Source organism: Thalassospira sp., from assembly GCF_030690045.1.
In the GTDB taxonomy this organism is placed as follows: Bacteria; Pseudomonadota; Alphaproteobacteria; order Rhodospirillales; family Thalassospiraceae; genus Thalassospira.
The window spans coordinates 51,218-69,411 of sequence record NZ_JAUYHK010000020.1 but is presented as its reverse complement, the minus strand read 5'-3'; the positions used below and the strand labels follow the sequence as shown (position 1 = coordinate 69,411).

18 protein-coding genes are annotated in these 18,194 nt (G+C 54.8%); 10 read left to right on the top strand and 8 right to left on the bottom strand.

Annotated features, from left to right (window positions below; all coding sequences use genetic code 11):
• Positions 1 to 25: 25 nt before the first annotated feature.
• The 6 genes from Q8O73_RS16865 to Q8O73_RS16840 all read right to left on the bottom strand — a co-directional run bounded on the left by Q8O73_RS16865 (position 26) and on the right by Q8O73_RS16840 (position 7,068).
• The gene (locus tag Q8O73_RS16865) at positions 26 to 754 is read right to left on the bottom strand and encodes an amino acid ABC transporter ATP-binding protein (protein ID WP_305559364.1); all 729 of its coding nucleotides are present in this window, start codon (positions 752 to 754) and stop codon (positions 26 to 28) included.
• Positions 751 to 3,708, bottom strand: coding sequence for an FAD-dependent oxidoreductase (locus Q8O73_RS16860; RefSeq protein WP_305559363.1), 2,958 nt, complete (start codon positions 3,706 to 3,708; stop codon positions 751 to 753). Before Q8O73_RS16860 ends, Q8O73_RS16865 begins: the two co-directional genes overlap by 4 nt.
• An 11-nt stretch (positions 3,709 to 3,719) precedes the next feature.
• The gene (dapA, locus tag Q8O73_RS16855; protein WP_305559362.1) at positions 3,720 to 4,625 is read right to left on the bottom strand and encodes a 4-hydroxy-tetrahydrodipicolinate synthase; all 906 of its coding nucleotides are present in this window, start codon (positions 4,623 to 4,625) and stop codon (positions 3,720 to 3,722) included.
• A 20-nt stretch (positions 4,626 to 4,645) separates the two neighbouring features.
• On the bottom strand, positions 4,646 to 5,338 hold the full coding sequence (locus tag Q8O73_RS16850; RefSeq protein ID WP_305559361.1) for an amino acid ABC transporter permease: 693 nt from the start codon (positions 5,336 to 5,338) through the stop codon (positions 4,646 to 4,648).
• Between the two features lie 120 nt (positions 5,339 to 5,458).
• A complete protein-coding gene (locus Q8O73_RS16845; RefSeq protein WP_305559360.1) occupies positions 5,459 to 6,283 on the bottom strand; it encodes an ABC transporter substrate-binding protein in 825 nt (274 codons plus the stop codon).
• A 137-nt stretch (positions 6,284 to 6,420) separates the two neighbouring features.
• Positions 6,421 to 7,068, bottom strand: coding sequence for a GntR family transcriptional regulator (locus Q8O73_RS16840; RefSeq protein ID WP_305559460.1), 648 nt, complete (start codon positions 7,066 to 7,068; stop codon positions 6,421 to 6,423).
• 82 nt (positions 7,069 to 7,150) lie between these two features.
• On the opposite strand from Q8O73_RS16840, the gene Q8O73_RS16835 reads away from it, so the two are divergent.
• A complete protein-coding gene (locus Q8O73_RS16835; protein WP_305559359.1) occupies positions 7,151 to 7,843 on the top strand; it encodes a GntR family transcriptional regulator in 693 nt (230 codons plus the stop codon).
• A gap of 24 nt (positions 7,844 to 7,867) precedes the next feature.
• Here the strand turns inward: Q8O73_RS16835 and Q8O73_RS16830 are convergent, their stop codons facing one another.
• Positions 7,868 to 8,785, bottom strand: coding sequence for a LysR substrate-binding domain-containing protein (locus Q8O73_RS16830; RefSeq protein ID WP_305559358.1), 918 nt, complete (start codon positions 8,783 to 8,785; stop codon positions 7,868 to 7,870).
• A gap of 110 nt (positions 8,786 to 8,895) precedes the next feature.
• Between Q8O73_RS16830 and Q8O73_RS16825 the strand changes: the two genes are divergently transcribed.
• The 9 genes from Q8O73_RS16825 to Q8O73_RS16785 all read left to right on the top strand — a co-directional run bounded on the left by Q8O73_RS16825 (position 8,896) and on the right by Q8O73_RS16785 (position 17,011).
• Positions 8,896 to 9,930, top strand: coding sequence for an ABC transporter substrate-binding protein (locus tag Q8O73_RS16825; protein WP_305559357.1), 1,035 nt, complete (start codon positions 8,896 to 8,898; stop codon positions 9,928 to 9,930).
• 83 nt (positions 9,931 to 10,013) lie between these two features.
• Positions 10,014 to 11,081, top strand: a complete 1,068-nt coding sequence (locus tag Q8O73_RS16820; protein WP_305559356.1) for an ABC transporter ATP-binding protein — start codon at positions 10,014 to 10,016, stop codon at positions 11,079 to 11,081.
• A complete protein-coding gene (locus tag Q8O73_RS16815; RefSeq protein ID WP_305559355.1) occupies positions 11,078 to 11,938 on the top strand; it encodes an ABC transporter permease in 861 nt (286 codons plus the stop codon). The genes Q8O73_RS16820 and Q8O73_RS16815 overlap by 4 nt, the downstream gene beginning before the upstream one ends.
• Positions 11,935 to 12,732, top strand: coding sequence for an ABC transporter permease (locus tag Q8O73_RS16810; RefSeq protein WP_305559354.1), 798 nt, complete (start codon positions 11,935 to 11,937; stop codon positions 12,730 to 12,732). Before Q8O73_RS16815 ends, Q8O73_RS16810 begins: the two co-directional genes overlap by 4 nt.
• The gene (locus tag Q8O73_RS16805) at positions 12,729 to 13,832 is read left to right on the top strand and encodes an FAD-binding oxidoreductase (RefSeq protein ID WP_305559353.1); all 1,104 of its coding nucleotides are present in this window, start codon (positions 12,729 to 12,731) and stop codon (positions 13,830 to 13,832) included. Before Q8O73_RS16810 ends, Q8O73_RS16805 begins: the two co-directional genes overlap by 4 nt.
• Positions 13,825 to 14,124: a (2Fe-2S)-binding protein gene (locus tag Q8O73_RS16800; RefSeq protein ID WP_305559352.1), complete on the top strand. Its 300-nt coding sequence runs from the start codon at positions 13,825 to 13,827 to the stop codon at positions 14,122 to 14,124. Before Q8O73_RS16805 ends, Q8O73_RS16800 begins: the two co-directional genes overlap by 8 nt.
• Positions 14,121 to 15,509, top strand: a complete 1,389-nt coding sequence (locus Q8O73_RS16795) for an NAD(P)/FAD-dependent oxidoreductase (RefSeq protein ID WP_305559351.1) — start codon at positions 14,121 to 14,123, stop codon at positions 15,507 to 15,509. The genes Q8O73_RS16800 and Q8O73_RS16795 overlap by 4 nt, the downstream gene beginning before the upstream one ends.
• Positions 15,510 to 15,521: 12 nt before the next feature.
• Positions 15,522 to 16,646, top strand: coding sequence for an FAD-binding oxidoreductase (locus Q8O73_RS16790; RefSeq protein ID WP_305559350.1), 1,125 nt, complete (start codon positions 15,522 to 15,524; stop codon positions 16,644 to 16,646).
• 20 nt (positions 16,647 to 16,666) lie between these two features.
• Positions 16,667 to 17,011 (top strand): RidA family protein, encoded by a 345-nt coding sequence (locus tag Q8O73_RS16785; protein WP_305559349.1) that lies wholly within the window; start codon positions 16,667 to 16,669, stop codon positions 17,009 to 17,011.
• Between the two features lie 241 nt (positions 17,012 to 17,252).
• Here Q8O73_RS16785 and Q8O73_RS16780 read toward each other — a convergent pair whose 3' ends face one another.
• On the bottom strand, positions 17,253 to 17,927 hold the full coding sequence (locus tag Q8O73_RS16780) for a class I SAM-dependent methyltransferase (RefSeq protein WP_305559348.1): 675 nt from the start codon (positions 17,925 to 17,927) through the stop codon (positions 17,253 to 17,255).
• Positions 17,928 to 18,194 lie beyond the last annotated feature (267 nt).

Sequence of the window (18,194 nt, the reverse complement as noted above, 5' to 3'; positions counted from 1 at the left end):
AATGGCTGTTCGTAGCAGCAGTCGTTCAGTGATTGAGAATTTTACTCAAAAAGCTCTCGGTTCTGGGATTTCGGTTACCGGCAAAGAATTCGTCGGTCGGGCAGTCTTCCACAATTTCACCGCTGTCGATAAAAATCACCCGGTTCGCGACCCGGCGGGCAAATCCCATTTCGTGGGTAACCACCATCATTGTCATGCCGTCGCGGGCAAGCCCGGTCATGACGTCGAGAACCTCGGAAATCATTTCCGGATCAAGCGCAGAAGTCGGTTCGTCAAACAACATCGCCTTGGGGTCCATCGCAAGCGCACGGGCAATCGCCACACGCTGCTGCTGTCCTCCGGACAGTTGCGAAGGATATTTCGGTGCCTGATCGGCAAGTCCGACCCGATCAAGAAGCCCCTTTGCTTTCTTGCGCGCCAGTTCTGAACTGCGACCAAGCACATCGCGCTGTGCCAGCATGATGTTCTGTTCAATCGTCAGATGGGGAAACAGTTCAAAATTCTGGAACACCATGCCGACCCGTGTGCGCAAATCCGGAAGATCCGTTTTGGGATTTCCGACTTCGATCCCGTCAACCAGGATCGCCCCCTCCTGATAGGGTTCAAGCGCATTGACACATTTGATCAGGGTCGATTTGCCCGAACCGGAAGGCCCGCAGACAACCACGACTTCACCTTTTTCAACGCGCGTGGAACATTTTTTAAGGACCTGATAATCCCCGTACCATTTTGTGACCTGATTTATTTCGATCATTTCTGTCCTCTTGAAAAACGCGAAATCGCGAACGGTTCCAAACCGGCACCATTCATACGCCCGGTAATCAGGGACGCCGTCAGATGTCCGACCATCGGACCAAGCGTGTATCCGTTCGATGTAACCGCATTGAAAAATCCGGGCTGGTCGGGGTGTTCCCCCAATATAGGCGCACCATCAATGTCAATATTCATCGCAGCCCAGCTGCGGATGACATTCACTTTACGCAAGGCCGGAGCCACATGCTGGGCGATCCACAAATTACCCTCAAGACTGTCAAACAATGGTCGCGGATGCTGATGCACAGGGTCAAGTCCGGCGGTCCAGCCCCCCCCAATGATGAAATTGCCGTTCGCAGCCTGCTTGAGAGTCAGATGACGATCGGCATGCGCAACCAGACATGATATCAGGGGCTCAACTGCTTCGGTGACCACCATCTGCAACGGCGCCCCGAAAACCGGAACATCAAGCCCCAACATCGCACCAATCCGGGATGCAAAGCCGCCTGACGCATTGACGATATGACGGACCCTGATATCCCCACGCGATGTTTTCACCTCGAACCCGCCATCGGGATTGGCCGAAATCGCAAGAACCTCGGCGCGATCAAATATCTGCGCACCAGCCTTGCGGGCGGCCCCAAGAATGGCCGGTGTTGCCAAAAGCGGATTGATCTTCCCTTCCTGGGAACAATAGGCCGCACCGACAAAGATCGGGGCCAGTGCCGGTTCGATATCGTACAGGGTATTTTTGTCGATGACGCATGTATCAATGCCAACAGTACGTTCCAGCGCCGCTTTTTCTTCAAGGAATCTGAGATCGGTGTCATTTTCGGCAACCATCAGGCCGCCGGTTACCTTCATTTCAAAGTCAATCTGAAGTTCTTTTTGCAGTTCCCCCCACAGCACAATTGAATCACGCTGAAGCGGCAAGGTTTGCACCGCAGCCGATCCGCGACCCTGTGCCCGCGCACCATGGTCAAAGGATAATAATTGCGCGTGCAGACTGCCTGCATTCCCACCCGATGCCAATGAATTCGGATATGCCCGGTCCAGTGCGACGACCTCGTGTCCTTCACGCGCCAGAAACAGTGCTGTTGATAATCCGGCGATACCGCAACCAATCACCAGTGTTTCAACCTGTTTTACCGGCAGGGGTTCGTCACAGCGAAGCGGCGCCTTTTGCGGCAGCATTGTCCGTTTGTGCCCGCCCCATTCCCGTTTCTCGCAGGCAAGAACCGCAACCGGTACCGGACGCAACGGCATTTGTGGTGCAAGAAAGCCATCGGTTTCCCCATTTCGCTTTTCCGAATGCGAAAAGGTGGCAATCTTTTGCAGATTGGAACCGCAATACAGTCCCTGACAACGCCCCATCCCTGCCCGCGACAGCCGTTTGAGACTTGAAACATCACCCCGCGCCTGCACAGACACCTCGCGCAGCGTCTGCAACGTCACGTTCTCACAGCGACAGACAACAGTATCGTCTTCGCCATCCCGTATATCCGCCGAACGCCCCCGATAAAGCGACCACAAGACTTTCTGGAAACGGGAATGACGTTCGAGCTGCCGCAAATCGCCCGCCCTGTCGGGTTCACCCAGTCCCAGTGTCCGTACGATTTCAGCACCGGTCACATGCCCCTGGGCAAGGGCGATATGAGCCCCGCCAAAACGGGCCGCTTCACCAACAGCAAAAATATCGTTGCAAGATGTGCGGCCATACAGATCGCGCCGAACAAGCAGCACGCCATTTTCAACATCATGGGCACATCCCAAAAGGCGCAGCAATTCATTCGAGGGTACAAAACCGCCCCCCATCAGAACAATGTCTGCCTCAAATGTCTTGATGCCCTGCGGCGTTGTCAGGACGGCACCGGTTACACCATCCGTCCCGGTGATCCGGGTAAGCCTGCTCTGCCAGAAAACCGGTATTCCGGCAGAAACCAGCGACGTCAGTTGGCGCGCACCGCGTAATGCCAAAGAGGCATTCGCCATCACAAGATCAAATATCACCCCCGGCTGTTTCCAGGGCGATGCGGCGATTTCGGCCAGGGCCACAATGTCACACCCCTGCTGGCGAAGTTCCATCGCAACCTGCATGTTGAGCGGACCGTTCCCGGCAACAAGGACACGACGTCCGGCCACAACACCATAATTGCGCAGCAATGTCTGGGCGGCCCCGGTCGTCATGACACCGGGCAACGTCCATCCGGGAACCGGATCTGGCCGTTCAAATGCACCGGTCGCCACAACAAGCTGCCGCACAATGACATAAGATGCCCCGTCAGGACCATGCAGGCCAATCCGCAGGCGGCCATCGGCCATACGTTCACCGCCCCAGACCACCGTCCGTTCATAAAAGACAACGCCTTTCTGACGGGCATCTGCAATCAGGGCCGCACCATCGGAAGACTGTCGATCATTGGCAAAAAACGCCTTTGCGTCCCGGGTATGTGGTTGCTTGAAATACTGCCCGCCCGGTGCCGAACGGTCATCAACCACGACAACCCTGCCCCCGTAGCCAGCAACGGTTCGGGCCGCGGCAAGCCCCCCCGGCCCCGCCCCGACGACAAGAACATCCAGTTCCGTTTCAACAATCTTTTGCGGAACGGGGCAGATGTCTGCCATTCCGTCATCCGAAAGATCACTGCGCGACGGTTGTGGTTCGACTTTCATCCCGTCACAGACGGGAACCATGCAAGACCGTTGCCCGGAAACACCATCAATCCGGACGATACATTCGTTGCACACACCCATGCCGCAGAAAACACCGCGCGGCGTATCGTCAACGCCACGGGACAGGCAATATATGCCCGCCGCCGTCAGCGCCGCGGCCACCGTTTGTCCCGGCTGGGCGGAAACGGACTTTCCGCCAAAATCAAACGTCACCGATGAACTTTCTCGCAGTTGCGAAAGTTGCGGTGCCATGCCGGAAATATTCGGTCCGGGGGTCGTCATCAACTATGCCCCTATGCCCTGACGAATGACGGGGTAAAGGACAGACCGAAATCCTCTACAAGTTTTTTCATATGCTGATCACGCTCGATCGGTAAGGGCAAGCGCGGCGGACGCGGTGCGCCGGACTGGAACCCCATGTGACGCAACAGCGATTTGGAACCGGCAACATAGGCCTGCCCGCCGACGGCTTCGATGACCGGCAACCATTTCAGATAAAGGTCGCGGGCCGCGTCATACCGTTTTTCATCGGCAGCCAGTTCAAAAATGCGGGCCATCGGCCCCGGCGCGATGTTCGATGCAACGGCAACCCATCCCTGCGCGCCCATGACAAAGGATTCAAAGCCAAGAATCCCGCCAAACACAGTCATGTTATCCGATGCAAGGCGAACGATATCGCGTACACGGGTGACTTCCAGCGTGGATTCCTTGATATAATCACAGCCATCAATTGTTGCCAGACGCGCCACAAGTTCCGGTTTCAGATCCACATTTGCAGTTGCCGGATTGTTATAGACCATGACCGGGATGTCGATTGCCCCGGCAATGGCGCTGTAATGGGCAAAAAGTTCGTCATCGGTCGGCGTGCAGTAAAAGGGTGGGATGACCATCACACCATCGGCCCCCATTTTCTGGGCATCCTGACTGAGTTTCACAGCAAGACGGGTATCTTCGGCGCCCGTACCGATCAGGACCGGCACACGTCCTGCCGACACATTGATGACGGTCCGCGCCACGGCATCGCGTTCCTCATCCGAAAGCGACAGAAATTCGCCGGTCGAACCCAGCGGAATCAGGCCGTGAATACCTTCACGTATCTGCCAGTCGGTAAATTCGGCCAAGGCCTTCAGGTCAACCGACCCATCGTCGGCGGTCGGGGTGATCATAACGGTGAATACACCGCGGAAACGGGTGGTCATTCGACGGATATCCATTCAGTTTAACGTTGATCTTCAAGCGATAATTTTTGGGTCGATTGACCGAATTTCTTTTCAATCCGCCGCTGCACAAAATCCCAAAGCGTGGTCAGCAGCAGGTAATAGATCGCAGCGACGGCAAACAGTTCAAGCACCATGAATTTCTCCTGGATCAGAACCTGCGTCCGGCGCAGCAATTCTTCCATGGAGATAACCGACGTCACCGAGGTTGTTTTCAGCAAACCGTTTACCGAATTGCCCAAAGGCGGAATGATAACCTTGAACGCCTGCGGCATGACGATATGACGCATGATGCTGCGTTCAGTCATGCCCAACGCCCGACCGGCGCGGCTCTGCCCGTCGGGGACGGCGTCAATCCCGGCACGGATGATTTCGGCAAGATAGGCTGCCTCGTTCAGGGCCAATCCCAAAAGTGCGGCTTCAATCACGGAAAACCGAATGCCAAGTTGCGGCAGGGCGGTATAGATCACGATCAGCTGAACCAAAAGCGGCGTCCCGCGAAACAGCCAGATATAAAACTTGGCAAATACCGTAACCAGACGCAGGTTGCTGCGGCGCATGAGGGCAACCACAAATCCAAGCACAAGCCCGCCGATCAGTGACACGACCGTCAGCCAGATCGTTGTCAGAACACCATTCAGAATGTATGGGTTGATCAGATAACTGAAAAATCCCGACCAATTCCAGATTTGCATGCGTGTTAACTTTCCTGGCAGAAACGGCAGGCAAGGCAACGGGCCCTGCCTGCACCATATCGGGATGCATTGCCTGCCGCCCGGATTGACAGGCAGCAGGCAAATACCGGAAACAGGAACTTACCTGATCGCGTAATCGCCTTCCGGAAGGGCAAGTGCGTATGCGTCAAACAGCTTTTTCATCGACCCGTCAGCCTTCATGTCCTCAAGGACTTTCAGCACGGCTTCGGCCAATGGCCTGTCTTTCATCGCCAGGGCAACCGGGGTCGGATACAAACCGCTCAGGGCGCGTTTGAAATCGCCGCGGGCATCATATTCACCGGCAACCGCGTCAATCGAGACAACCCCGTCAAGCTGCCCGGCCCGCAGCGCCTGAAACGCAAGAGCAAAATTGTCGAAGGTCCGAACATCAAGACCTTCCTTGCCCGCGGCTTGAATATCCTTGTCAATTTCCCGCAGCTTGGCTTCTTCAAAGCCGCCGATTTCAACGCCGATGACCTTGCCTGCCAGATCTTCTTTCGACGCAACGATTTCTGTCGAATCCGGGGCGACAGAGATGCTGATCGCCTGATCCTCATAAGGGATCATTTCCATCAGCTTCGCCCGCTCTTCATTATAAAAAATGCCCGTATTGATCATGTCCCAGCGGCCCGATTGCAGGCCCGGAATCATCGCAGAAAATTCGATCCGGATATATTCCGGCGTCAGGCAAAGACGCTTTGCAATTTCGCGCCCCATCTCGACGCGCATCCCCTTCAGGTCACCACTGGAATCAACAAATTGAAGCGGCGGCAATGTCGGGTTGGTTGACATGACAAGTGTACCGGGCTTGACAAGATCGGCATCGCTGATCGGCGATTTGCAATCAGCCGCCTGGACCGACGTCACGGAAATCGCACACAAAACCCCGCACAATGCGGAAGCAAAAAAAAGACGTGAAATCATGACTGCCCCTGTTGCAGATGTTAATTGTTCATTCTGTTCTACCATTCGCATTCGATTGGTATACCACTTAAATACAATTTTTTGCCCAAAATGACAACACCTGTTTTCAGTGCCTGTTTTGCAGGCACCTGCGTCAGTCAGAAATGAGCCAGAACCTTGCCGCGAATGGCTTCAAGATGCGCCTTCATCAACCCGGACACCCCGGCTTCATCCCGGTTACGCAGGGCATTGACAATCGCCCGGTGATCATCGGTTCCGGGCTTGGTCCGCCCGGTTAACTGATGACGCTCGAAAATGGATGTGTAACGCCGCATCTCGACAACAGCCTTGACGATAAAAGGATTGCCGCTGGCCCCGGCAAGGGCATCATGAAGAATATCGTCAAACGCCCACAAGGCATCGTGGCTGGGGTCGTCTTGTTCTTCAAGGTGCGTCAAAAGACCGTCAAGCCGGGCAATTTCCTGTTCCGGCATTTTGCGGCAGGCCAACGCCGCAGCGGATGGCTCGATCAAAAGACGCAAATTCAGGCAATTCAGATAATCTTCAAGCGTCACAATGCGGATCGTCAGAATACCGCGTGGATTGCGCACCAGCAGTCCCTGCCCCTCAAGCCTTCCCAACGCATCGCGCAGCGGAGAACGCGACACCCCCAGACTCTCGGCCAGACGCCGTTCCTGCACAATACTGCCACCGGGAAGCCTGCCCGACAAAATGTCATTCAACAGTTTTGAGAAAACTTCATCAGCCAGCCTTCCCGCAAATCCTGAATCCGGATGATTCTGCACGCTCAAATGTTATATCCCCCTTGGCGTTGGCATAGTATAGAATCGGTATACCGCACAAATAACGGACGGGACAAAGAATTAGATGACGGCAGAAAAAATATCGCCAAAGGCAAAGCCGCACAGCGAAAACACCGATGGCGCGCACAGCCTTGCTTCGATGGCCTATAATGCCGTCTCGGAAATGATCCGCCACCGACGCCTGAGCGGCGGCGACGTGATTGTCGAGGCACGCCTTGCCGACATGCTCGGCATTTCCCGCACTCCGCTGCGCGAAGCCCTGCAACGTCTTGAAGGCGAAGGCCTTGTGCGCAAGGGCAACGGGCGGAACTATATCGTGCGCCGGGTGGATGTCGGGGAATATCTGCAAAGCCTTCGCCTGCGCCAGTTGATCGAACCCGAAGCCGCCGCCCAGGCCATCAATGCCATCCCTACCCCGAAGCTTCTGGCCGTCAAACGCGAAATCGAGGACCTGATGGGCAGCACCGCCTATCATACCGACGCCCACTGGTTTTCGGACGACAATCTGCACAACATGATTATCGATCATTGTGGTAACGAGGTCATGGCGCAAACATTGCGGGACCTCAGGGCAACGACACGCCTGTTTGAAATTGACCGTCTCAAGGAACGTCTGCTGCCGGACTCATCCGAACATCTTGATATCATCGAGGCCATAAGCCTTGGCGACCGGGAAAAAACCCGCAAGGCTGTCCATACCCATATTGAAAGCCTGATCAACTTTACCCGGCATCATCTGGGAATCCCGTCATCCTGACAGGATCCGAACGACCTCAACCCCCTAATGCAGATCACCCGGATTGCGCTCAAGACGATTGATGGCAGCACGGATTGTCTCCATAAGCTCAAGCGCCAGCTTGGATTGTTCTGTGAACCGCGGCGTGATCAGCCAGACCGGCGTCCTGATGGGTTGAAGCAGGGGGCGATACACAATGCCATTATCCTGTGGTCCGACAGTCGCAAAAGACGACACGATGGTCACCCCGTAACCGGCACTCACAATTGCGCAGGCGGCTTCAGACATCTGGACCTCCGCAACCGGCCGCATCGAAAGGCCAAGACGATCAAATGCAGCACTGATCATCGGAAAGGAAAGGTCCTCTCTTCCCAGCGCGATCAAAGGCTCCTTTTGCAAATCGCTAAGTGAAATAACTTTCTTCCCGGCCAGCGGATGTGTGCTTGGCAGCCCGCAAATCATCGACAATTCGGCAAATTTCTCGCATTTCAGTGCCGGATTTTCTGTTTGAACCAGGGACAATCCAAAATCAGCTGACCGCGTAATCATGGAATCCTCAATGCTGCGCGATGTCCGCGTCAACAGCGTGATATTAATGCTTTCACGAGTCTTCAGCAGATTTGCGACTTCCCGTGGAATCAACTGCATACTTATGCCCGGAAAAGCAACCAGAGCAACCTCGCCCCGCTCAAGATTCCGAATGGAATTGGCGATTTTTTGTACACGAATCACACCTGCTAAAAGTTTGTGCGTTTCAGCAAAAAGCTGCCGTGCCTCGGGTGTTGGCACAAGGCGTCCGGTGGTTCGGCCAAACAGGGAAAACCCGCAAGATTCTTCAAATGATTTCAAAAGCTTGGTCACAGCAGGCTGACTGATAAACAGGGTTTCCGCAGCCTTGGTAACAGAGCCAACTTTCATCACAGCATTGAAAGCTTCTATCTGCCGAATGTTTGCCTTTGCCATGATTGGTATAACCTTTTGGAATGATAGAGCCAATTAATATCATTTGAATATTATACGCAATAGACTTCCACTGGCCCCGCACCAAAAAAATATTCAATCAGGGGTAACCAATGAAAAATCTGATGGCAATAATTGCGGCAGGCACATCGCTTTTTGCGATGGGTGCTGCACAGGCAAATGACAAGGTTCTGACGGTTGGCGGCTATGGCGGCTCGTTTGAAACTTTGATGAAAGAACTTATCATTCCCGAATTCGAAGCAAAACATGATGTCGAAATTCGCTTTGTGTCGGGCAATTCCACCGAAAACCTGGCACGTTTGCAGGCCCAAAAAGACAATCAGGAACTTGATGTCGTCATTCTGGATGATGGCCCGATGTATCAGGCGGATGCCCTGGGTTTTTGTGCGCCCATGCAAACTGCCGCCGTCATGGATGACGTTTATGACATCGCCAAACTGGGGCCGAATTCCATCGGCTTTGGCTTCGTCGCAACCGGCTTCACATACAATGCCGATTTTTTTGCAGAAAAAGGCTGGAACCCGCCGTCAAGCTGGATGGATCTTGCGGATGAAAAATACGACCAGATTCTGACAATCCCGCCGATCTCAAACACCTATGGCCTGCATACCCTGATTATGATGGCGCGCCTGAATGGCGGCAGTGAAACCGATATTGATCCCGGCTTCGATGTTATGGCCGATCAGGTTGCCCCCAACGTTCTGGTCTTTGAAGCATCATCGGGCAAGGCATCTGAATTGTTCCAGTCGGGCGAAGTCGCCCTGTCCATTTGGGGGTCCGGCCGGACAAAATCGCTGGCAGATACAGGCTTTCCCGCCAAATTCGCATATCCCAAAGAGGGGGCCGTTGCCCTGATGCTGGCGGCTTGCCCCGTCGTTGACAGTAACGTTCCCAAAGAAGCCGCAGAATTCATCGACTATCTGCTGGCCCCGGAAATTCAGGTTCGCCTTGCCGACGCCATGGGGTCAGGTCCGGTAAACCGTCATGCCGTATTGTCCGATGAACTGGCGACAGCCTTGCCTTATGGCCCGGAACAGATCGCAAAACTCGTCGCTGTTGATTGGGATGTGATCAATCCCGTTCGCGAAGAATGGACCAAACGCTGGTCGCGTGAAATCGAACGCTAATCTTGCGGGTGCTGCCTGATTGTTTCAGGCAGCACCCCGTCGATCCTCAATTGGCTCCTTCCCGCGCGACAAGAGAGAGAAAAATGTCTTTTCTTGAGATCAAGGCGTTAACAAAACGCTTTTTTGACATGACTGCCGTTGATGACTTTTCCCTGAGCGTTGAACGCGGCGAGTTCGTATCGCTGCTGGGTCCATCGGGGTGCGGCAAGACGACCACCTTGCAAATGATTGCCGGTTTCGAAGACCCGTCATCAGGAAGCATCATCCTGAATGGTCGCAACCTGTCCAAAGTACCGGCCCGCAAACGTGGCCTCGGCATCGTTTTTCAAACCTACGCCCTGTTCCCGCACATGACGGTCGAACAGAATGTTGCCTTTGGTCTGGAAATGCGGGGTATTTCCGGCGACGACAGGCGTCAGAAAATCGCCAATGCCCTTGATCTGGTCAAACTGTCGCATCTGGCGAAACGCTTTCCCAAGGCGATGTCCGGCGGACAGCGCCAGCGTGTTGCACTGGCGCGCGCCCTGGTCATCGAACCCGAATTGCTGCTGCTTGACGAACCCCTGTCCAATCTGGATGCAAAACTGCGCGAAGAAATGCAACTTGAACTGCGCCGCATTCAGCAGGATGCCGGGGTGACAACCCTTTTGGTAACGCATGATCAATCCGAAGCCATGGCGCTAAGTGACCGGATCGCCGTCATGCAAAACGGCAGACTGATGCAGATCGGCACACCTTTTGATACCTATGAATCACCGAAATCATCCTTTATTTCCAATTTTCTGGGCAAATCAAACTGTCTGGATGCCCGCCTGATATCAACCGGTGACGACGGCGCAAAACTCGACGTCAACGGCATTCAAATCACGGGTCCCGCCGTAAATCTCCTGCCCGGAAAGGTTCTGATTTCGTTGCGCCCCGAACGGATCGACATCGTCGATAGCGCAGAAGGCGTTTTACCGGCCAGGGTGCTGGAGCGCATCTTCCTGGGCGATCAGTGGTTGTTCCGTCTGGAAACCACCATCGGCAACTTGCTGGTCGTGCGCCGAAACCGCGGTCGCCGCGAGGCAGAACCGGGCGAAACCGTCCACATTGCCTGGTTGCCCGAACATCTCCGGATTTTACCGCAAAGTCAGGAGAATGTTGCATGAACAGACTGGCATCCGCAAAACCGTGGCTCCTGAGCGGACCGGCACTGTTGCTGTTTCTGGTCTTTCTCCTGATCCCGCTGGTCATGACGTTTCTATTGAGTTTCAACAGCTTTTCTTTCTATGGCGGCATAGAAGAAAGCTATGGGCTCGGAAATTACATCGAAATCCTCAGCGACAGCTATTTCTACGAAATCTTCCTCAGAACCTTCCTGATTGCATTGGGGACGACTATTTTATGCGTCCTGCTTGGGGTGCCCGAGGCTTATATCCTGCTGCGGATGCGCCCTTTTGCAAGATCCCTCATGCTGCTTGTCGTTCTTGGCCCGTTGTTGATTTCAGTCGTCGTGCGAACGCTCGGCTGGTCGATCCTTCTGGGCAACAAGGGTGTCATCAACGAATTTCTGATCAGGCTGGACCTGATCTCGTCGCCGGTCAAAATGCTCTATACGTCAGGCGGAATCGTGGTGGCACTTGTGCATGTGATGATCCCCTTCATGATTATCGCCGTATGGGCCGCCCTTCAACGCCGGGACGCATCGGCCGAACAGGCCGCAGAATCGCTTGGCGCATCCCCCGTAAAAGTCTTCACCCGCATCGTCCTGCCTCAGGCCATGCCCGGCATCCTTTCCGGATCCCTGATTGTATTTTCACTCTCTGCCAGTGCCTTTGCCACCCCCGCCATTCTGGGCGGGCGGCGGATAAAAGTCATCTCAACCACCGTTTATGATGAATTCCTCAACACCCTGAACTGGCCGCTTGGCGCGGCAATTGCGGTGCTGTTGCTGGTATCCGTCCTCGTCATCATGCTGAGTTGGAACCGTCTGGTGGAAAAACGCTATTCGGGAGTCTTTGAATGAACAGCAATGGCAAATACTCCCTGATCTTCAATGGCCTGTTCACGATATTCATGGTGGCACCATTGGTCGTCGTGATTGGCGTCTCCTTCACCCCGACAGGCTATCTCGAATTTCCGCCAAGCGGTCTGTCGCTTCGCTGGTTCCGGGCCATTCTGGATAATCCCGACTTTATCGACGCTGCATGGATCAGCCTGAAACTGGGCGTATGTTCTGCAACCGTTTCAACGATTGTGGCTGTGCCTGCGGCCCTTGCCATTGGACGGGAACGGTTTCTGGGGCGTGAAGCCTTACAGGCTTTGTTCCTGTCCCCCCTGACCGTTCCAACAGTGGTTCTCGGAATTGCCTTTCTGCGTCTGCTCAGCCTGCTTGAAATCAATGGCACATTCATCGGCCTGACCCTGTGTCATGCAATCATCATCACCCCGTTTGTCCTGCGCCTCGTTCTGTCTTCGGTCGTTGGCATTGATCAATCGATTGAAAAGGCGGCCGTTTCTCTTGGTGCATCGGGATGGGTGGTATTTCGCCGCGTGACTTTGCCGCTGATCATGCCCGGCGTTGTCGGGGGCTGGGTACTGGCCTTTATCACCAGTTTTGATGAACTGACCGTAACGGTCTTCATCGTCAATCCATCGACGACAACCCTGCCGGTACGGCTGTTTTCGCACATCACACAAACAACCGACCCCCTCATCGCATCGGTATCAACAATGGTCATTCTGTTCACGGTTGCCCTGATGCTTTTGATCAATCGCTTCTACGGGCTCGATCGCCTTCTGATGGGAGAGTCCAGATGAAAACTGTCGATACGATTGTTGTAGGTGGCGGCCTTGTTGGCATTGCCGTCGCCTATGGATTGGCACGTCTTGGTCAAACCGTCGAGGTTATGGACGAAGGGGATATTGCCTATCGTGCATCACGCGGAAATTTTGGTCTTGTCTGGTTTCAGGGAAAAGGGGACGGCACCCCGGAATACTCCCGCTGGACCCGCGGTTCGACCGAAGTCTGGCCGGAATTTTCCGAACGGCTGCGCGACGAAACCGGCGTCGATGTGAATTATCACAAACCCGGCGGCGTTCATCTTTGCCTGTCAGAAGACGCCTTGCAATCACATGCTGCCTTGATCAGGCGGATGCACGACGTCCATGGCGCCGCCAATTACGGCGCTAAAATTCTGAACCGTCAGGAACTGGACGAAATCCTGCCCGGACTGGGGCCCGATGTCATTGGCGGTTCCTGGTCCCCCCATGACGGACATGCCAGCCCGCTCTACCTTCTCCGCGCACTTCATAGCGGATTTCAAAAACTTGGCGGCACCTATCATGCCGGTGCCCGCGTTGAACGGATTGACCGTGACGAAGCGCGATTTGTCGTCAGAACAAACTCTTCTTCGCATTATGCCGACAAGGTTGTTCTGGCCGCCGGTCTGGGGAACCGTGCCTTGGGCAACATGGTAGGCCTGAATGTGCCGATATCTCCGCTCAAGGGCCAGATATTGGTCACCGAGCGCGTCAAATCGACCCTGTCAATGCCGACAACCTTTGTCCGTCAGACCGAAGAAGGATCATTTCTGCTTGGCGACAGCCATGAGGATGCCGGTTTCGATACAACATCGAAATCAGCCATTATGGCCGATATCGCCAACCGGGCAATCCGGACATTCCCGTTTTTGAAAGACTTGCGCGTGGTCCGTTCGTGGGCGGCCCTTCGGATCATGACCGATGACGGCTGCCCGATCTACGAGCAATCCGTCACCCATCCCGGTGCATTCACCGTCAATTGCCATTCTGGCGTCACCCTTGCGGGGGCGCACGCCATGACACTCGCCCCGATGATCGCACAAGGTCGTCTGGAAGACCGGATGTCTGTGTTTTCTGCGGAGAGATTCAATGTTTAAGCGCGTCCAGACCGATATCAGCAACCCGGTCAGTATCGAATTTGAAGGTCAAAAAATTGACGTCGAACAGGGCGAAACTGTCGCGGCGGCCCTGATGCTGGCAGGGAAAAGGAAATTTCAGGAATCCGCCGTGTCACATGCAGGGCGCGGGCCGTTTTGCCTGATGGGGGTGTGTTTTGAATGTCTTGTTGAAATCAACGGCACCCCCAACCGTCAGGCCTGCATGATTTTGGCCGAAGACGGCATGAAAATTCGCATCCAGAAAGCCGCGATTGAGGAGACAGACCGATGAAAAGCTTTGATGTTGCAATTATCGGGGCAGGTCCGGCCGGCATGGCATCTGCCATCGAAGCAACCCGAAACGGTTTGTCCGTCATTGTCCTTGATGAACAACCCGCCCCCGGCGGCCAGATTTATCGCGCGATTGAAACGGTTTCCGATCAACGGGCGGCAATTCTGGGAACCGATTATCTTGCCGGTCGCGATCTGGCGGCGGCATTTCGGAATTGCGGCGCAACCTATGTCTCGGGCGCAACCGTCTGGAACATCGATAACGGGTTGAAAATCAACTATTCGCGGGCTGGTTTGGGATCGGATCAGATAAGTGCGACTTCATTGGTCATCGCCACCGGCGCGATAGAAAGACCAACACCGATGCCGGGCTGGACCTTGCCGGGTGTGACAACCGCCGGTGCCTTGCAAATTTTGCTCAAGGCTCATGGCGCGGTCAATGACGATGTCGTGCTGGTTGGCAGCGGACCGCTCCTCTATCTCGTCGCCACTCAAATGCTGACGGCCCGATATGCGCCCAGGGCAATTGTCGAAACCACCCCGGCTGGCCGCTTGATAAAGGCAGCCCGCCATTTGCCCCGCGCACTCACGGCGTTTTCCTATCTGCGCAAAGGGTTGGCAATGAAACGCAAACTGCACAAATCGGGCATCCCGTTTTATGCCAATGCCCGTGCGGTTGCGATTGAAGGCACAACCACCGCACAAGCCGTTATTTTCCAATCGGGCGGAAAATCCCATCGCATTGAAACGACCGCCGTTGCCCTTCATCAGGGCGTCATCCCAAACCAGCAAATCACCCGGCTTCTGCGGTGCGAACATGACTGGAACGCAAATCAGCATTGTTTTGTCCCCCGCCTTGATGCGTTTTTCCAAACCACCGTCGAAAACATTTATGTTGCGGGCGATGGTGCCGGAATTGGCGGCGCTGTCTCTGCGGCCCTTCGCGGGCGTCTGGTGGCATTACGTATTGCCGAAAAACAGGGCAAGGACACCATCGCCCGGCAAAACGATGTATTGAAAAAACTCAAAGCCGATCAGGCCATCCGTCCGTTCCTTGAAACATTATATGCGCCGTCGCCGGAAAATCTTTTGCCCGCCGATGATGTCATGGTGTGCCGCTGCGAGGAAATCACCGCCGGACAAATCCGTCATGCCGTTGATTTGGGCGCACCCGGCCCAAATCAGGTCAAATCCTATCTCCGATGCGGCATGGGTCCCTGTCAGGGGCGCATGTGCGGGCCCACGGTGACCCAGATTATTGCCGATCATCGCAAAAAAGAGGTCGGCGAGATCGACTATTATCGTATCCGCCCGCCCCTCAAACCTCTGGCCTTGGCCGAATTGGCCGCAATTGAGTCAGAACCGACCCGACACACACCTTTGTAAGGGACATTCAAGGTGAACAATCGATTAAGTGCCGATCTTCTTGTCATCGGCGCGGGCATCCATGGTTGTTCGGCGGCGTTGCATGCGGCCAAACGGGGAATGTCCGTCATTGTCATTGAAAAGGACACCGCCGGACGACATGCCTCTGGCGTGAATGCCGGTGGTGTCCGGCGGCTGGGGCGGCTGTTCCCCGAAATTCCGATATCGGACCGCTCCATGAAAATCTGGAACAATATCGGCGACCTGCTGGATGACGATTGCGGCTTTCAAAAATCCCCGCAAATCAAGGTTGCCGAAAACCAGGCCGAACTTGAAAAACATCGCGAACGGGTCCGCAAACTCAACGAAATGGGCTTTCATCACGAAACCATACTGTCCCGTTCGGAATTGCAGGCGCATTTGCCTGCTGTTTCAGATCATTGCGTTGGTGGCCTTGCAAGCCTTGAAGACGGCTTTGCCCTGCCCTACCAGACAACTTTTGCCTTTCAACGCAAGGCAATCGAATTGGGGGTGCGGTTTTACGAAAATACCCGCGCCCAAAAAATCCGGCGCGATGGTACCGATTGGCATGTCATCACCGACAACGGAACATTTTCCGGGCGAAACATCCTGAATTGTGCCGGGGCTTGGGCCGGTGAATTTACCCGACAACTGGGCGAACCGGCCCCGGTCGAACCCATTGCCCCCATGATGATCGTAACCAGCCGAATGCCGCGATTTTGCAATGCCGTTGTTGGGGCAACGGGGCGCCCCTTGTCCTTCAAGCAGATGCAAAACGGCACCGTGGTCATTGGCGGCGGTCTGCGCGGCATTGCGGATCCGGCGACCAACGCATCCCATATGCTGTTTGAAAAACTCAGGCAAACCGCCCAAACCGCCATCGCCATTTTTCCGATCATGCAAAAAGCTGCAATCGTCCGGTCATGGTCGGGCATTGAAGGTCGCATGCCAGACGACATGCCGGTTATCGGCCCGTCTTCGATCCACGAAAATGCCTTCCATGCCTTCGGGTTTTCGGCCCACGGCTTTCAGATGGGGCCGGGCGTCGGGGAACTGATGGCTGAACTGATTGCCACCGGGAAAACAAATTCCCCGATCGAACCCTTCCGCATTTCCCGCTTCACCAATTCTTGTTGATCAAAACCAAGGAGTTACCCGTGATCAAACGTTATATCCAAACCAAAATCAATCACCGCGTTGTTGAATATAATGGCGTTCTTTATTTCGGCGGACTGGTTGCCGATGACAAAACCAAAGACATGAAAGGTCAGACGGCCGAAATCTGCGCAAAGATCGATGCCCTTCTGGCCGAAACGGGATCGTCAAAGGACAAACTTCTGACCGCGATGATCTATATCTCCGATTTCGATGCCAAGGACGGCATGAACGACGCATGGCTTGAATGGCTTCCGGGCGACATTTTGCCAACACGCGCCACAATCGGCGTCGCGGAACTTGGCAAAGACACCCTCATTGAAATTGTGGTTTCTGCGGCAAAATAACACCATTCAAAAACAAACACGCCGCCTGATGCTGGTCAGGCGGCGTGTTTGTTTTGAATAGCCCCGCCTTTTCTAGACATCCTGCGGGTTCAGTTTTTGCTGCCGCTCGAAATTGATTTAGCTGTATGTCGGCTTTGGTAAGCTCGTTTGTCTTGTGCCACGTGGCCGCCACCTTGCAGATGTTCGATGCCCATATCGTCGGGGTAAGTGGAAGCCGCTTTGTCGTTTTTCATCCAGATATTCAGGTTCGGTACGCCACCCAGCCCCTGAACGTGAGGGCAGCATAGAAGAGTTCGACCTGCGAGAATCCAGCCTCCAGCAAGGTGGAAACATCCTGTTCGGGTGACAGGACCGGAAGCCGTTCCTTCATCGCCTCCACATTTATGCCGTTTCCGGCGTCACCCATCTCAGATGTGGCGATGTAGGTAGCGAAGCGTGAGAGCCATTTGTCCTTTCCGGCATCGTCGTTTTCGAAGCTGTGGTGAACAATCACGAGAGGAGCGCCAGTGTGGAGCCGCCGGCAGATATCCCTCAGAGTGCGGACACGCTCTTCCTGGGAAAGAAAGTGTAGCGTCAGAAGGCAAGTTGCACCGTCGAAGGGACCTTCGGGCCCGTCCTCGATGTAGCCTTCGTGAAGCGTGATGCGGTCTGTGAATTCATGCGTGACGGCGCGTGCCTGATCGAGCATCTGCGGAGAGGGATCAACCCCGTCGAACCTCCAGTCCGGATTCTGTCTGGCCATGGCCCTGAGTTCCAGTCCTCCGCCCGCGCCCAAGACTAGGATCCGGCCATCGGCTGGAACCTTCTCGGCAAGAAGCAGGCTCACCATGCGATGGAGATCGCGGAGGGCGGGAACATTGCGCTCGGCCATCTCCGCGTAGGAAGAAATCGTATCGGGATCGGAGAAAGTGGACATGGCAACTTCCAGTCATGCGATTGATTCATGTAATATCTAAAGATACGTAATATTATCACACAGCAAATCAATATCGGGCGCTCAGAGAAGCCGGTTATGCGCGGTCCGAGAAGGGTCCCGGCGGCGGCTGGACACTTGCACGTTCGAACGTGTGGTCGCAGAGTGTCATCGGGTGTGGTTCATTGGAATCCCTCTTCCAACCCGCCCGACCTCGAGCAACGTGAAGGCCGCATCCAACGCTATGCAGGCCTGTCGATCAGACGAAAG

Bases quoted from the DNA above. Each gene is read 5' to 3' on its own strand.
- Q8O73_RS16865 (WP_305559364.1), bottom strand. From the start codon at position 754: ATGATCGAAATAAATCAGGTCACAAAATGGTACGGGGATTATCAGGTC.
- Q8O73_RS16860 (WP_305559363.1), bottom strand. From the start codon at position 3,708: ATGACGACCCCCGGACCGAATATTTCCGGCATGGCACCGCAACTTTCG.
- dapA (WP_305559362.1), bottom strand. From the start codon at position 4,625: ATGACCACCCGTTTCCGCGGTGTATTCACCGTTATGATCACCCCGACC.
- Q8O73_RS16850 (WP_305559361.1), bottom strand. From the start codon at position 5,338: ATGCAAATCTGGAATTGGTCGGGATTTTTCAGTTATCTGATCAACCCA.
- Q8O73_RS16845 (WP_305559360.1), bottom strand. From the start codon at position 6,283: ATGATTTCACGTCTTTTTTTTGCTTCCGCATTGTGCGGGGTTTTGTGT.
- Q8O73_RS16835 (WP_305559359.1), top strand. From the start codon at position 7,151: ATGACGGCAGAAAAAATATCGCCAAAGGCAAAGCCGCACAGCGAAAAC.
- Q8O73_RS16830 (WP_305559358.1), bottom strand. From the start codon at position 8,785: ATGGCAAAGGCAAACATTCGGCAGATAGAAGCTTTCAATGCTGTGATG.
- Q8O73_RS16825 (WP_305559357.1), top strand. From the start codon at position 8,896: ATGAAAAATCTGATGGCAATAATTGCGGCAGGCACATCGCTTTTTGCG.
- Q8O73_RS16820 (WP_305559356.1), top strand. From the start codon at position 10,014: ATGTCTTTTCTTGAGATCAAGGCGTTAACAAAACGCTTTTTTGACATG.
- Q8O73_RS16815 (WP_305559355.1), top strand. From the start codon at position 11,078: ATGAACAGACTGGCATCCGCAAAACCGTGGCTCCTGAGCGGACCGGCA.
- Q8O73_RS16810 (WP_305559354.1), top strand. From the start codon at position 11,935: ATGAACAGCAATGGCAAATACTCCCTGATCTTCAATGGCCTGTTCACG.
- Q8O73_RS16805 (WP_305559353.1), top strand. From the start codon at position 12,729: ATGAAAACTGTCGATACGATTGTTGTAGGTGGCGGCCTTGTTGGCATT.
- Q8O73_RS16800 (WP_305559352.1), top strand. From the start codon at position 13,825: ATGTTTAAGCGCGTCCAGACCGATATCAGCAACCCGGTCAGTATCGAA.
- Q8O73_RS16795 (WP_305559351.1), top strand. From the start codon at position 14,121: ATGAAAAGCTTTGATGTTGCAATTATCGGGGCAGGTCCGGCCGGCATG.
- Q8O73_RS16780 (WP_305559348.1), bottom strand. From the start codon at position 17,927: ATGTCCACTTTCTCCGATCCCGATACGATTTCTTCCTACGCGGAGATG.